Here is a 15,452-nt window from a genome sequence, read left to right as displayed (position 1 = left end):
CTTAGCGCGGCCGCTGCATTCTGCAGCTGGTCGGCAAGGCCGAGAACGATGCCGGCAGGTAGCGCTCCGTGCGGAAGCCGTAGCCGCTGCCTTCGTTATCGAACTGCACGCCGCCGTCGCCCGACTTGCGCATCACCGACACGTACAGCGGCTGCTGCAGCTGGTGATCGGCGGCGCGCATGCTGGCCTCGTGAAACGCGTTGCGGAAGCTCGCGCCTTCGAGCGCCCTTGCCACCGCCGCGGCGTCCACGCTTCCTGCCTTTTCGATCGCGTTTGCCAGCATGTCGATCATCACATGCATGCGCAGATGGAGGTAATCTTGCTCGGGCTGCGGATAGCGCCGCCGGAACGCGCGGTAATAGGCGTCGCTGGCCGAATCGGCGGCGTCCTGACCGGCGTTCGGGTGCCATTCCGCCACCGCCCGCACGCGGCCTACGCCGGCGTCACCGATGGCGGCCGGCGCCCCCAGGCTGTTGCCGTAGAAAGTGTAGAACTTGACGTTCAGGCCGGCGTCTTTCGCGGCCTTGACCAGCAGGGTGAGATCATTGCCCCAGTTGCCGGTGACGACGGTGTCGGCGCCGCTGGCCCGGATCTTGGCGACGTAAGGCGAGAAATCCTTGATTTTCCCGATCGGGTGCAGATCGTCGCCGACGACGGCGATATCCGGGCGCTTCGCTGCCAGCTGGTCGCGAGCCACCCGGGCCAGATGCTGGCCGAAGCTGTAGTCCTGGCCGATCAGGTAGACGCGCCTGGCGCTGCGGTCGGTCTTGATCACTTCGGTCAGCGCATGCATGCGCATGTCGGAGTTGGCGTCGAAGCGGAAATGCCAGAAGCTGCATTTCTCGTTGGTCAGCGCCGGGTCGACCGCCGCATAGTTCAGCAGCAGCATGCGCTGCTCCGGCGTGCGGCTGTTGTGCTTGTCGATCGCTTCGCTCAGCGCCAGGGCGACCGCGGAGCTGTTGCCCTGTGCGATGATGCGGATGCGCCGGTCGGCGAAATGGCGCAGCCCGGTGAGCGCTTCTTCCACGCCTTGCTTGTTGTCGTAAGTGACCAGCTCCAGCGGATGGCGTCCGTCCGGCAGCTTCACGCCGCCACGCGCGTTGACCTGCTCGATGGCATAGCTCAGATTGCGCACCACTGCCTGCCCCGCGTTGGCGAAGGGACCGGACAGACCGTCGATCATGCCGATCCGGATCGGCTCGGCACTGCCCGCGTCGGCACCGGTGCCCAGCGCAAGGAGCGCCATGGCAAATAGAGGCTTGATGTTCATTCGGTATTGTCCTGTTCGAAAGGCCGAATGATACACAGATCAGGACTGCGGCGCGGCGGCTTCAGTGCGCATCCAGCAGGGCGCGCAGCGCGTTGATGTCGACCGGCTTGACCAGGTGATGATCGAAGCCGCAATCCTTGGAGCGCCGCCGGTCTTCCTCGCCGCCCCAGCCGCTCAGCGCGATCAGCAGCAGCCCATCGAAGCGTGGCTGCTGCCGGATACGCCGCGCCACGTCGTAGCCATTCATGCCGGGCATGCCGATATCAAGAAGCACCGCTTCCGGGCAGTCCGTTTCGAGCGCCTGCAGGGCCGCTGGACCGTCATGCGCCACCCGGGGCTCGGCGCCAAAGTGTTCCAGCAGCATGGCCAGGCTTTCGGCCGCATCGTGATTGTCATCGACGATCAGGACGCGCTTGCGGCGCAATGGCGCGGCCTTCGGCTCCGCTTGTCCCGGGGCGGGCCGGAAGAGACAGCCTTCGACCAGCGGCAAGCGCACCACGAAGCGGCTGCCCTTGCCCGGGCCGGCGCTGCTGGCGTCGACGCTGCCGCCATGCATTTCGACCAGGCGCCGCACCAGGTAGAGGCCGATCCCGATGCCGCCCTGCCAGCGCCTGGCCGCGTCGCCCGCCTGGGCAAAGATGTCGAACACGTGCGGCAGCATGTCGGAAGGAATGCCGAGCCCGCTGTCGCGCACCTCGATCGTCGCCACGCCGCCTTCGCGCCATGCGCTGAGCCAGATGCGACCTTCGTCTTCCGTGTATTTCGCGGCATTGTTGAGCAGATTGGCGAACACCTGCTCCAGGCGTACCGGATCGCCCTCCAGCAGCATTTCCTCTGGCGCGATCGACACGCTCAGGCGGTGGCGCGCCTGGTCGATGTGCGGCATGCTCGTGTCGACCGCCCCGTCGAGCACGTCGGCGAGCCGCAGCAAGCTGCGGCGCAGCTCGATCTTGCCGGTCGTGATGCGCGACACCTCCATCAGGTCGTCCACCAGCCGCACCATGTGATCCGCCTGACGCTCCATCATCTGCTGCAGCCGCGCGAGGCCGCCCCGCTCCGCCGCCACCTGCATCATTCCGATCGCGTTGCGGATCGGCGCCAGCGGATTGCGCAGCTCGTGCGCCAGCGTCGCGATGAACTCGTCCTTGCGCCGGTCCGCTTCCTTGAGCGCCTCTTCGGCGCGGATGCGCTCGATCTGGTCGATCGCCTGGATCGCATACAGGTCCAGCATGCGCAAGTCGCGCTCGGACGGCCGGTGGACATGGCGGAAGTGGGTCGACAGCACGCCCAGCAAATTGCCGTTGCGGCTCACCAGCGGCGTCGACTGGATGCTGCGGTAACCGGCGGCCGAAGCCATGGCCCGCAAGGAGGAGCCATCCGGATGAAGGTGCAAGTCATCGACCACGATCCGTTGCCGGTTGCGCGCTGCGACTGCGGATACATATTTCTCGTCCACGCTTATCGTGCGAAAGCGGTCGAGATAGGCCGGATCAAAGCCGCGCTGCACGACGATTTCCAGGGTGTGGGTCGACGGCTGGTAAAGCTGGACGCTGCCCATCGCCGCTCCCAGCATCAGCAGCGCCGCGTCGAGCACTTCGCACAGCGCCGATTGCATGTCGCTGGTGACGAGCAGGCGAGAGCTGAGATCGTGCAGCCGGCTCATGCTCGCCAGTTCGATGGCGAGCTGCGCCTCGCTGCGGCGCAGGGCATCCTCGATGCGCGCGCGTTCCGCGGCCTCGTGCCCGTCCTGCGCTCCCGGGGCCGGCGGCGGTGCCGGGGCCGGCTCGGCATGCGCTGCCGGTGCGGGCACGGCAACCAGTTCGCCAAGCGCATCGGCAACGCATCCGTAGAATCCCAGGTAGGCGTCGTCGAGCTCGCGGCGCGGACTGACGCCGCCGATCAACAAGCCCGCCACGCCGCATGCCTGCGACGATCCGATCGGCATCACCACTGCGGAATGCGGCGGCTCCGGCCAGGCGCCGCCCGGCAGCGCACCGAAGCGGCGGCCGAGCCGCGAAACCACCTCGCTGCGGCCGGTCGCCATCACCCTGCCGATCGACCAGCCGTCCGCCTCGGCGGCCAGCGTGTCGCGATCGAACAGCGGTGCCGCGCCGGGAGCGCCGGGTGACAGTCCGGCCGTCGCGCACAGGCGGATGCCGCCGCTTTCGCTGTCGTTGAGGTAGATCAGCGCGAAAGGAACATCGTGCGGATTCGACGCGAGGATGCGGCTGGCGGCGTGCAGCGCCGCCGCCGAACACGAATCTCCGTGGCCGGCGCATGCCGTCAGCTCGCGCAGCGTTTGCCGCCGTCGTCGCCCCAGCACCTGCTGCGTGCGTTCGACGACATGGCAGGCGACCCCGCCGACGTTGCCGGATTCGTCGGGCAACGGGACGTATGCAAAGCTGTGATACGTTTCTTCAAGGAATCCCTTGCGTTCGAGAATGAGCGGCAATTCCTCGTCGCCGGCAGCCTCGCCGCAGCGGATGACGGACTCGACGCGCAGCCCGATGTCGAGCCACGCGTCGGCGAGCAGGACACGCGCCGAGCGCCCCAGCGGCCACGGCTGATCCGGGCCCAGCATCTGTTCGGCATAGCGGTCGTTGTAGAACTGGATCAGGTCGCGCCCCCACCAGATCACCATCGGATGCGGATTGCCGAACATGATGGAGAGCGCCCCGCGCAACCCCAGCGGCCAGCCGGCGACGGGTCCGAGCGCGCTTTGCGACCAGTCGAACGCGCGCATGCGCCGTGCCATTTTGCTGCCGCCACAGAACACGCGCTCCAGTTTTTCATCTCCGCGTACCGTCTTCATGCCTTGTTTTATTGTTTGAAAATGGACGGGCCGGGGGGGACCGCGGATGCGGTCGGCCGCTACGACCGGACTTGCGGCCACAATCAGCGGCAAAGCCGGCACCTTTCCTGCGCGGCGCCGGAATCAATTCATGGCTCCGGATAAGCGACGCGCCGTTCTGCATCGTCATCCCGCGCGGGGCTGCGACTCCTGATCAAGAGTAAATCTTTTGCAAAAAGTTCATGCCTACAAATCGAATTCCAGCGGAATACAGGCGATGCGCTCGCCGGTGGCTGCGGCATCCGCGGCTTCCCGCGAGTCGTGCTGCGTCAGGAAGAAGCGCTCGCGCCCGCCGAACGAACGGTTCGGATAGATGTTGACATACAGAGATTGTTTTTGCGGCACGTTCTCGAGGAAACAGGGACCGTTTTCCGATATCTGCCCGTCCAGCGTAAACATCGTCACCACCTCATCGTCGCCGATATAGCCGAGCACCTTGAACAGCGGATGGCGAGCCCTGGTCGTGACGATTTCCACCGGCTGCTTGGTGGTGATGGTGCGTACCGGCTTGGACAAGTCGAGCGGCGCGGGCGGCTGCGCCGCCGCAATGCGTTCGGTAGCAAGCGTGCGCGTCACCTCCGGGTCGCTGTCGGACTGCGCGAGCGAGACATGGGGACTGCCCGTGCGAGTGCGCCCTTGCCCCCGGCCTGTCGCGCTCTGCCTGCCGGCGGTGCGCAATGCCGTCACATTCGGTTCGCCCGCGTCCGCGCGCCCATGCAGCACCGTGCCGCCGGCGCCGATCGCATCCCCGGTTGCGTCCGAGGTCGCCGCAGGGCCGCCGGGCGGCTTGTCGAACGTCTTTTTCGGGACATTGAAGGTCATTTCGTAGTTGTACAACTGCTCGTCTGTCATGTCGGGATAGGGCGCGGGATGGCCGCCGTCGATGGTGCGGTACTTGACGGCAGGCTCGCGCCGCCGAAATACCGTGTCAAGGATGCTCACTTCAACCTCCTTCGCGCAGTTCGGCGCGCCTCCGCCAGCCGGATACGCACGAGAACCGCGATTCGATGACAATTCGACTATCCGCAGCCCTGGCAGTTCGGCGTGAGGCGGCGTTTGACTGCGGCGGGCTGCGTGGGGCCGATGCGCTAATTGCGATAGACGCGTTCGTTCTCGATGCGCACGCGGTTGCCGACCTGAAGACCGGCCACGCTGTCTTGGGTGACGGTCTGGTAGCCGCCGCCGTCGAGCCGCACTCCGATCTGGTAGGCGGTGCGCGCTTGTGCATTGCGCTGCTCGATCTGGTCGCCCACCATCGCGCCGCCTATCACCCCCGCGATGGTGGCGGCGGCGCGGCCGTTGCCGCCGCCGACCTGGTTGCCCAGCAAGCCGCCGACGAGGCCGCCGACCACCGCTCCCGTGCCGCTGCCGCTGGTCGCGGCAGGACCGACGCGGATCGACTCGATCGTGCCGTAGGCATTGGAATACGTCGCCGGATAAGGCTGCGGATATGGCTGCGGGTAAGCCTGGGGATAGGATGGGGACGGAGATGCGGGCGGATATGGCGCTGTGTTGTTCTGCCCGTAATAACCGGGACTTGCACAAGCGGCAAGAAACCCGGCCGCCGCCAGGACAAAAGCAAAAGATTTTTTCATGACAACCCTCGGTGAATGACGTACTTATTTAACGTCAAACCCTCGGCCCAAACTGCGAATAGCCGGTAAGGATTGCAACAAGTTGTGTCCGTTACGCGTCCGTCATCGTGTCGGTTAACCGGATGAAACCGGCGCCGTCACGTACGAGGGGCGGCGGCCGCGATCCGCGCCCGCCGCCCCGATTCATGCGCTTTCGGCGACGCGGCTCGCGATATGCGCGAGCGCCTCTTCCACCTGGTCGATCAGGATCAGGCACAGATCGCCTGCCTGCAGGTCCGCCAGCGCGGTATCGATGGCGAGGAATTCGCCGGTGATTTCCTTCACGTCGCGCGCCCGGCTGGCGCCTGCCAGGCCGGCACGCAGCAGCGCGAGCACCTCGCCGTCGGCCCGGCCGCGCTGGCACTGGTCCTGGTACAGCACGACGCGATCGAACGCCTCGCCAAGGATCTCGGTCTGGCGCCGCAAGTCCTCGTCGCGCCGGTCGCCTGCGCCGCTGATGACGACCGAGCGGCGCTGCGCCGGCATCGCTTCCACCGCCGCCACCAGCGCGGCGATCGCGTCCGGATTGTGACCGTAGTCGGCGATCAGGGTGGCGCCGCGATAGGAAAACAGGTTGAACCGCCCCGGCGCGCTTTGCGCATCGCTGACGAAGGTCTTGAGTGCGGCGCGGATGACTTCCCAGTCGACGCCGAGTGCCCATGCCGCGCCAACCGCCGCCATGGCATTTTCCACTTGGAAGCCAATGGAACCGTTGTGCGTCAGCGGAATATCAGCCAGCGCAATGCGCTGCTGCTCGACGCCTTGCGACGCCACGATATCCCCGCCGTCGCGGAAGACCACGCGCAGCCCCTTGGCGCGATGGGTCGCCATCACGGGATGATGGCGGTCAGCGGCGAAGAAGGTGACCGTTCCCGGACACGCCTTGGCCATGTCCGCCACCATCGGATCGGCGGCGTTGAGCACCGCCGTGCCGGTCGATGCGACATTTTGCACGATCACGCGCTTGACCACCGCCAGGTCTTCCACGGTGGAAATGTAGTTGAGACCCAAATGGTCGCCCACGCCGATGTTGGTGACGACAGCCACGTTGCAACGGTCGAAACCGAGACCTTCCCGCAATACGCCGCCGCGCGCCACCTCGAAGACGGCGGCGTCGACGTCGGGATGAAGCAGCACGTTGCGCGCGCTGCGCGGCCCGCTGCAGTCGCCGGTATCGATGCGCTCGCCCTGGACGTAGACGCCGTCGGTGCCGGTCATGCCGATCCGCAATTTCTTGCTGGCGAGGATATGGGCGATCAGGCGGGTCGTGGTCGTCTTGCCGTTGGTGCCGGAAACGGCGACCACTGGAATGCGGCCGTCGTCGCCGTCGGCATACATCATCGAGATGATCGCGTCGCCCACCGCGCGGCCCTTGCCGAACGACGGCTGCAGGTGCATGCGCAGGCCGGGCGCGGCGTTGACTTCGACGATGCCGCCGCCCTGCGCTTCCAGCGGCTGGATGACGTTTTCGCACACCACGTCCACGCCGCAGATGTCGAGCCCGACCATCTGCGCCGCCTCGACCGCGCGCGCGGCCACTTCGCGGTGCACGTCATCGGTGACGTCGGTCGCGGTGCCGCCGGTGGACAGATTGGCGTTGTTGCGCAGAATGATGTTGACGCCCTTGGACGGGATGCTGTCGGCGTCATAGCCCTGCTTGGCCAGCGTCGCCAGCGCGATCGCGTCGAACCGGATCTTGGTCAGCGAGGTCGCATGGCCGTCGCCGCGAAGCGGGTCGCGGTTGACCTGTTCGACCAGCTCGCGCACGCTGTGCATGCCGTCGCCGATTACTTGCGGCGGTGCACGCCGCGCCGCCGCCACGAGCTTGTTGCCGACCACCAACAGACGGAAGTCGTGCCCGGGCAGATAGCGCTCGACGATCACGTCGGAGCTGATTTCGCTGGCGGCCGCATACGCCGTCAGGATTTCCTCGCGGGTGCTGATGTTGACCGTGATGCCCTTGCCCTGGTTGCCGTCGCGTGGCTTGACCACCACCCTGCCGCCCAGCTCGCTGGCGACTTGCCACGCCTGCTCCGCGTCGTCCACGGAACGCCCGCGCGGCACCGGCACCCCGGCCGCGTCCAGCAGCGCCTTGGTCAGTTCCTTGTCCTGCGCGATCGATTCGGCGATGGCGCTGGTGCTGTCGGTCTCGGCGGCCTGGATGCGGCGCTGCTTGCTGCCCCATCCGAACTGCACCATGCTGCCTTCGGTCAGGCGGCGGTACGGGATGCCGCGCTTGAGCGCCGCATCCACGATCGACCCGGTGGAGGGACCAAGGCGCACATCCTCGTCCAGCTCGCGCAGGCGCGCCAGGCTACCCGCCAGGTCGAACGGACGGTCATCCATCGCGCTCTTGCACAGCTCCTCGGCCAGCTCCAGCGCCAGGCGCCCGACCGCTTCCTCGGTGTATTCGACCACGACCTGGTACACGCCCGGCTCGACCGTCTGCACGGTGCGGCTGAACGCCACCTTGCAGCCGGCCTGCGCCTGCAGGCAGAACGCCGCGCTTTCAAGCGCATGGGCCAGCGACGCCGGCTGCGGGTTGTCCGCCTGCGGCAGGAACTCGACTTCCGGGAAGCGCGCGCGCAACCGGGTTTCCAGTCCCGGCATCGAGGCCAGCGAACATTCGGCCGGCTCGCATCGGACAATGGCTTCGATCGCCGTATGCCGGCTCCAGAGGTTTGGGCCGCGCAGCGCACGGATCCGCGATATTTCCATGAACAGCTTTCCTTCTTAGCCCGCCCGCTGCCGCGGCCGGGATTTTCCTAATTGTTTTATTTGGCCGCGGCCAATCCGTTGTCGAACGTTTCCAGCCCCGTGCGAATCAGGTCCGCCGGCAAGCCCAGCGCCCAGGCCGCGCCAACCGCAGCCAGGATGGCCTCCAGATGCCGCTCGGCGTCGCCCGCAGCCATGGGAATGTCGGCCATGCGGCACAGCGCCGACTCTTCCGTGCCGACCGCCATGATCAGCTGCCCGTCGCGCAGGTAAACCGCGCGTCCGTCCTGCTGGCGATGCGCCTGCAGGCGCGGCAGGTCGGGATGCTGGCCGAAGAACAGCACGTCGCCGTCGCACAGCGAGGCCAGCTCCGCCACCCGTTCGTCGCCGGCGTTGAGCACCGCCACGCCGTCAGGAAGGACCACATCGACCTGCGTGCGAATCACGTTGACCAGTTTCTCGGCATCGTCGATATAGAAATCGGGCAGCAGCGCATCCGGATCAATACCGGTCACGACGCCCACCACGCAACGGTCGTATGCCAAGCCTTCCGCAAGGATGGCGCGGCAGCCGTTTTCAAACACCCCCGCTTCGACAGCGCGGTTCATCAATATCCGGTTGCCCGATTGCCAGTTCGCGCAATCGCCCTTTTCTATGCGGCGCTCGTTGACATACAGGCCGTCGCCGCACGCCACGCCGACATACTTGCCGTGCAGGTGCAGCAGGCGCCCGACCAGCCGCGCGACCAGGGTCGTGCCATGGCTGCCGGCCACGCCGACCACCGGGATGCGCCCGCTTTCCTGGTCGCCGAACAGATGGTCGACGATGGCGCGCCCGACCGGGCGCGGCTCGCCGGAAGCCGGCTTCAGATGCATCAGCAATCCCGGCCCGGCGTTGACTTCGACGATGGCGCCGCGCTGCTCGTCCAGCGGGCGGCCGATATCTTCCGCCACCAGGTCGACCCCGGCGATGTCGAGCCCGACCACGCGCGCGGCCAGAGCCGCGACCGCAGCCACCCGCGGATGAATCCGCTCGGTGATGTCGAAGGCGACGTTGCCGTTACGCTGGATCAGCACCTGCTTGCCTTGTTCCGGCACGGATTCCGGCGAATAGCCCTGGCGCGTCAGCTCCAGGCGCACAGCCGGATCTTCCTCCAGCAGCACCAGGTTCAACGGGAATTCCTCGGTCAGGCCGCGGCGCGGGTCGGTATTGATCTGGCTGTCGATCAATTGTGCGACAGTCGATGCGCCGTCGCCCGTGACCCAGGCGGTCTCGCCCTTGGCGGCGGCCACCACGCGTCCACCGACCACCAGCAGCCGGTGCTCGTCGCCCGGCACGAAACGCTCGACCAGGACTTCGCTGCCTTCGTCGATCGCCAGCTTGTAGGCGGCCTCGATATCCTCGCGCGTGGTGAGGTTGGTCGACACGCCACGCCCGTGATTGCCGTCGGACGGCTTGACCACCACCGGCAGGCCGATGTCGTTGGCCGCTTCCCACGCGTCGTCGGGACCATCGACCGCGCGCCCTTCCGGCACCGGCACGCCGCACGACGACAGCAGGCGTTTGGTCAGGTCCTTGTCGCTCGAAATGCTCTCGGCGATGGCCGGCGTCTTGTCGGTCTCGGCTGTCCAGATGCGGCGCTGGCGGGAGCCGTAGCCGAGCTGGACCAGGTTGCCGTCATTGAGGCGCATCGACGGGATGCGGCGGTCGGCGGCGGCGTCGACGATGCAGGCTGTGCTGGGTCCCAGGCACAGCGAGTCGACCATGTCGCGCAGCTTTTCCACCACCGCCGCCACGTCGAACGGCTGGTCGTCGATCGCGGCCATCACCAGGTCGCGTGCCGCGAACAGCGCGGTGCGGCTGACCTGTTCGTTGCGGGAGCGGACCGCGACCTTGTACACGCCGCGCTTCGATGTCTGGCGCGCCTTGCCGAACCCGGTCTGCATGCCGGCCAGGTTTTGCAGTTCGATCGTGACGTGTTCCAGGATGTGGCCGGGCCAGGTGCCTTCCTTGAGGCGCAGCAGGAAGCCGCCGCGCTCGCCGATGCCGCAGCGGTGCTCGATCAGGCCGGGCAGCCATGCGTTCAGCCGCTCGTAGAAGCCGGGAATGGTATTGGAAGGCGCGTCTTCCAGATCGCCGATATCGACCCAGGCTTCGAGAACCGGGCGGTAGGTCCAGATATTCGGTCCGCGCAGCGATATCACATTGATAATGTCAATGTATCTTTTATTCATGTCGGTGCTGTCAGGCAGTGCGTGCAGATGCAAAATTTCAAAAACACAACGTGATAACGCTCTGCTTGAAAAATGGGTTTACTCGGAAACAAAAGAAATTTTCCGCGCAGTAATATACTATGTTGCGCTTGGTTCGTCCTAATGTGATCGTAAAGAGAACACTTCAAAGCCGCAACATTCGCTGTCCATATCGTATACTTCCGGCCTTGCGCCGCGTTCCGCGCGATCCGGAAACGGCATTGCAGCGCGCTGCGCCCCCTGCCGAAGAAAACCGAATTTTCAATGTCGTCATCCAATTATCCGCTTCCCGAGTCCTGGCGTCCCGGCCTGGAGTCGCAACTGGCCGAAGGCGAATCCGCCGTCGCCTGCCTCGAACTCGACCTCGACACCCGATTGCATTTTAATGCCGGTCTGCTTGTCGTCACCGAGCGCCGCCTGCTGGCGAAGGCGCCGGGCGCAGACGACTGGCAATCCTGGCCGCTGCGCCAAGGCCTGGAACTGGCGCATCACGACCATGCCGGCGTCGGCACGCTCGAACTGCACGACGCGCACGCGCGCCTGGCCGGCTGGCGCTACACGCTGGGCCGCAATCCGGCTGCATTGCGCCTGATCGAACACTTCGACGCGCAACGCGACGCCGCCGTTTCGGGCACGCCGGTCACGCCGCCGGAGCAGGCGCTGTGCCCGAGCTGCATGGCTGCGCTGCCGCCGGACCAGGAGGAATGCCCGGTCTGCACCAAGGAAATCCATACGCCGCCGTCGACCTGGACCCTGTTTCGCCTGTGGCGCTTCGCCCGCCCCTACCAGGGCCAGCTGCTGGCCGGCTTCCTGCTGACGCTGGCCGCCACCGCCGCCAACCTGGTGCCTCCCTACCTGTCGATGCCGCTGATGGATAACGTGCTGATTCCTTATCAGAACGGCAAGGAGATCAATGTCGGGCTGGCCGCGCTCTACCTGTCCGGGCTGCTGGCCTCGGCCTTGCTGGCGTGGGCGCTAAGCTGGGCCAAGACCTACATCCTGGCGCTGGTGTCCGAGCGCATCGGCGCCGATCTGCGCACCTCCACCTACGAGCACTTGATGAAGCTGTCGCTCGAATATTTCGGCGGCAAGCGCACCGGCGACCTGATGGCGCGCATCGGCTCGGAGTCAGACCGCATCTGCGTGTTCCTGTCGCTGCACCTGCTCGACTTCGCCACCGACGTGCTGATGATCGTGATGACGGCGGCGATCCTGGTGTCGATCAACCCCTGGCTGGCGCTGGTGACGCTGCTGCCCTTGCCTTTCATCGCCTGGATGATCCACGTGGTGCGCGACAAGCTGCGCCACGGTTTCGAAAAGATCGACCGCATCTGGTCGGAAGTGACCAACGTGCTGGCAGACACCATCCCCGGCATCCGCGTGGTGAAGGCGTTCGCCCAGGAAAAGCGGGAAGCGGCGCGCTTTCGCGAGGCGAACCAGCACAACCTGGCGGTGAACGACCGCGTCAACAAGGTCTGGTCGCTGTTCTCGCCGACCGTCACGCTGCTGACCGAGATCGGCCTGCTGGTGGTATGGGGCGTCGGCATCTGGCAGCTCTCGCACGGCCAGATCACCGTCGGCGTGCTGACCGCCTTCATTGCCTACATCAGCCGCTTCTATACCCGGCTCGACTCGATGAGCCGCATCGTGTCGGTCACGCAAAAGGCCGCCGCCGGCGCCAAGCGCATCTTCGACATCCTCGACCATGTGTCGAACGTCCCCGAGACTGCTAACCCGGTGCCGCTGCCGAGCGTGAAAGGACGCATCGAGCTGCGCAATGTCGGCTTCCGCTACGGTAACCGCGCCGTGATCCGCGGCGTCGATCTTGCCATCGAACCCGGCGAAATGATCGGCCTGGTCGGCCACAGCGGCTCGGGCAAGAGCACGCTGGTCAACCTGATCTGCCGCTTCTATGACGTGGCCGACGGCTCGATCCGGGTGGACGGCACCGACATCCGCTCGTTCGCGGTGTCCGACTATCGCCGCAACATCGGCCTGGTGCTGCAGGAGCCCTTCCTATTTTTCGGCACCATCGCGGAAAACATCGCTTACGGCAAGCCGGACGCCACGCGCGAGGAAATCGTCGCCGCCGCGCGCGCCGCGCACGCGCACGAATTCATCCTGCGCCTGCCGCACGGCTACGATTCGCTCGTCGGCGAGCGCGGCCAGACGCTGTCCGGCGGCGAGCGCCAGCGCATCTCGATCGCGCGCGCGCTCCTGATCGACCCGCACATCCTGATCCTGGACGAAGCGACTTCGTCGGTCGACACCACCACCGAGCGTGAAATCCAGAAAGCGCTGGACAACCTGGTGCGCGGCCGTACCACCATTGCTATCGCGCACCGCCTGTCGACGCTGCGCCGCGCCTCGCGCCTGGTGGTGCTGGATCGCGGCCAGATCGTCGAAGTCGGCAATCACGAGGAATTGCTGGCGCGCGAAGGCCATTATTACCAGCTGCACCAGGCGCAGGCGCGCCTGGCGGAGAACGAAGCCGTGCTTGGCGAAGCGTCGGAACAGGAGGTGGCGGCATGAAGCCTTTTCAGTTGCAACGCAACGCATTCGGCCGGTTGGTCTACACCGCGGACGACGGCGAAGTGCATGAGGGCGTGGTGCCGGTGCGCGCCTTTCCGATCGCCGCGCCCGACGAGGGCCTGGCGCTGGTCAACGCCGACGGTCGCGAACTGGCATGGATCGAATCCAGATCGGCGCTGCCGCCGGACGCGCGCAAGCTGGTGGAGGAAGAGCTCGCCAGCCGCGAATTCCTGCCGCAGATCCGGCGCATCCACCGCGTGTCGAGCTTTGCCACGCCCAGCACCTGGGATGTGGAGACCGACCGCGGCGATACCAGCTTCGTGCTCAAGGGCGAAGAAGATATCCGCCGCATCGCCCATGTCACGCTGCTGATTGCCGACAGCAACGGCATCCAGTTCCTGGTCAAGGACCTGCAAGCCCTGGACAAGCACAGCCGCAAGCTGCTGGATCGTTTCCTCTGAGGCCTCACGTGACGGCGTGGCGGCGCGGCGCCGATTGAACCGAATCCAGCGCCACCGTATCTGACCAGGCATTAGCAAACGACGATTGCCCATCGCCTGGAGACCGATCCCATGTATCCGTCCACAAACGCCATCCGCTGGTGGTACGAATCGCTGGACCGGCTGCGGCGCCAGCGCGGCCTGGAACTGGAGCGGCTGGGGCTGGGACCGGAAGAGGCGCCGTACCGGACGGTATTGACGCATGCCGGGATGCGCTTGCGTCGCTATGGAGACGACGCGGCACGGCCGGTCGCGCTGATTGTGCCCGCGCCCATCAAGCGCCCCTATATCTGGGACCTGTCGCCCGACCACAGCGTCGTGCGCGCCGCACTTGCGCGCGGCATGCAGGTCTACCTGATCGAGTGGAGCGATCCGCCCGGCGCCGATGGCGGCCCGGGGAACGGACTGGAGGATTACGGCCATGCGCTCATCGAGCGTTGCATCGAGGCGATTGCTTCGTCCGCCGGATCGGCCGGTCAGCCTGTCTTTCTTCTCGCTCACTCGCTGGGAGGAGTATTTGCGGCGATTTATGCAGGCTTGCGGCCGGACAGGGTCGCCGGCCTGGTGACGGTGGAAGCGCCGCTGCATTTTGGCGAGGCATCCGGCTCCTTCGGCCCCTTGCTTGCATTCGGTCCGCGCGCCGCCGAGATCACCCGCTGGTTCGATACCGTGCCGGGTTCCGTGCTGGGACAGGCGAGCATCACCGCCTCGCCCACCTCATTTCAGGTCGAACGCTATGCGGACCTGATCCGCAGCCTGGGCTGCACCGAGGAGCTGGAAGGACATTGGAAAGTGCAACGCTGGACGCTCGACGAAGCGCCGATGTCACGCCGCCTGTTCGAACAGGTCGTCGAGCATCTCTACCGCGAAGACCGGTTCATGCGAGGCCGCCTGCATGTCCATGGCAAGGACATCGGTCCGTCCAGCATCACCGCGCCATTCCTCGCGGTCTACGACCCGCGCAGCCTGATCATTCCCCCCGCCTCGATCATCGATTTCCACCGCGCGACCGCCAGCAAGGAGAAACGCTTGCTGGCCTATCATGGCGACACGGGGATCGCGCTCGCGCATGTCGGCGCGCTGGTGGGACGCAATGCGCACGGCCAGCTGTGGCCTGAGATTTTCGACTGGATCGCCGCTAACGGCGCGCGCCTGCGGCGGTAAACAAAAGAGGAGCGGCGAATGCCGCCCCTCTGCCTGATGAATGTAGGACGAATGCCGGTGGCGATACTTATTTGCTGCCGGAATCCGATCCCTGCTCGGCGCGGCTGCGGGCTCCCGATCCGCTGCCGGACATGCCGGGAGAAGCGCCGGAAGTATCGGAGCGATGTCCCATCGATTCCGATTTGGACGATTTGCTTCCATGACGCGCGCCATATTTCTTCGAATGCATGCGCTTGGCCGGCTTTTCGCTGGCCGTGCCGCTTTCACCCGATGTCTGGTCGCTGCCCTGCTGCCGTGCCTGGATCTCGGCGGCATGCCGCTCGACTTCGGCAGCGCGCGCCGGGTCAGTGCTCTCGCGCAACTCCGATTTGGGCGATTCCGCGGCAAACGAGATGCACGCGAGCGACAACAGGGAAATGCCGAGGGTGAAAGAAGTTTTCTTCATCGTGTTCTCCATAAGCAAGCTCGAAAAACGAGCGCTTGGCAATCAAGCGCCGGTATGACCGCTTCTTGCAATAGGACCCGCGGCTGAAG

10 protein-coding genes are annotated in these 15,452 nt (G+C 66.0%); 3 read left to right on the top strand and 7 right to left on the bottom strand.

Annotation, left to right across the window (positions count from 1 at the left end; translation table 11 throughout):
• Position 1: 1 nt before the first annotated feature.
• The 6 genes from FAY22_RS07625 to cphA (FAY22_RS07600) form a co-directional block, all read right to left on the bottom strand.
• Positions 2–1,270 (bottom strand): branched-chain amino acid ABC transporter substrate-binding protein, encoded by a 1,269-nt coding sequence (locus tag FAY22_RS07625; protein WP_210411910.1) that lies wholly within the window; start codon positions 1,268–1,270, stop codon positions 2–4.
• Between the two features lie 61 nt (positions 1,271–1,331).
• Positions 1,332–4,082, bottom strand: a complete 2,751-nt coding sequence (locus tag FAY22_RS07620; RefSeq protein WP_146329653.1) for an ATP-binding protein — start codon at positions 4,080–4,082, stop codon at positions 1,332–1,334.
• Between the two features lie 225 nt (positions 4,083–4,307).
• Positions 4,308–5,063: a hypothetical protein gene (locus FAY22_RS07615; RefSeq protein WP_146329652.1), complete on the bottom strand. Its 756-nt coding sequence runs from the start codon at positions 5,061–5,063 to the stop codon at positions 4,308–4,310.
• 146 nt (positions 5,064–5,209) lie between these two features.
• Positions 5,210–5,716: a glycine zipper 2TM domain-containing protein gene (locus FAY22_RS07610; RefSeq protein ID WP_146329651.1), complete on the bottom strand. Its 507-nt coding sequence runs from the start codon at positions 5,714–5,716 to the stop codon at positions 5,210–5,212.
• 183 nt (positions 5,717–5,899) lie between these two features.
• Positions 5,900–8,473, bottom strand: a complete 2,574-nt coding sequence (gene cphA / locus FAY22_RS07605) for a cyanophycin synthetase (protein ID WP_146329650.1) — start codon at positions 8,471–8,473, stop codon at positions 5,900–5,902.
• A 56-nt stretch (positions 8,474–8,529) separates the two neighbouring features.
• The gene (cphA, locus tag FAY22_RS07600) at positions 8,530–10,704 is read right to left on the bottom strand and encodes a cyanophycin synthetase (protein ID WP_146329649.1); all 2,175 of its coding nucleotides are present in this window, start codon (positions 10,702–10,704) and stop codon (positions 8,530–8,532) included.
• Between the two features lie 282 nt (positions 10,705–10,986).
• On the opposite strand from cphA (FAY22_RS07600), the gene FAY22_RS07595 reads away from it, so the two are divergent.
• The 3 genes from FAY22_RS07595 (at position 10,987) to FAY22_RS07585 (ending at position 14,918) form a co-directional block, all read left to right on the top strand.
• Positions 10,987–13,254 carry an ABC transporter ATP-binding protein gene (locus tag FAY22_RS07595; protein WP_146329648.1) on the top strand — a complete coding sequence of 756 codons (2,268 nt, stop codon included), beginning with the start codon at positions 10,987–10,989 and terminating at the stop codon, positions 13,252–13,254.
• Positions 13,251–13,715 carry a DUF1854 domain-containing protein gene (locus tag FAY22_RS07590; protein ID WP_146329647.1) on the top strand — a complete coding sequence of 155 codons (465 nt, stop codon included), beginning with the start codon at positions 13,251–13,253 and terminating at the stop codon, positions 13,713–13,715. The genes FAY22_RS07595 and FAY22_RS07590 overlap by 4 nt, the downstream gene beginning before the upstream one ends.
• A 111-nt stretch (positions 13,716–13,826) precedes the next feature.
• On the top strand, positions 13,827–14,918 hold the full coding sequence (locus FAY22_RS07585; RefSeq protein ID WP_146329646.1) for an alpha/beta fold hydrolase: 1,092 nt from the start codon (positions 13,827–13,829) through the stop codon (positions 14,916–14,918).
• A 67-nt stretch (positions 14,919–14,985) separates the two neighbouring features.
• Here the strand turns inward: FAY22_RS07585 and FAY22_RS07580 are convergent, their stop codons facing one another.
• Positions 14,986–15,363, bottom strand: coding sequence for a hypothetical protein (locus tag FAY22_RS07580; protein WP_146329645.1), 378 nt, complete (start codon positions 15,361–15,363; stop codon positions 14,986–14,988).
• Positions 15,364–15,452 lie beyond the last annotated feature (89 nt).

The sequence above is a fragment of the Noviherbaspirillum sp. UKPF54 genome (assembly GCF_007874125.1).
In the GTDB taxonomy this organism is placed as follows: Bacteria; Pseudomonadota; Gammaproteobacteria; order Burkholderiales; family Burkholderiaceae_D; genus Noviherbaspirillum.
This window is presented reverse-complemented; position numbering and strand designations above follow the sequence as displayed.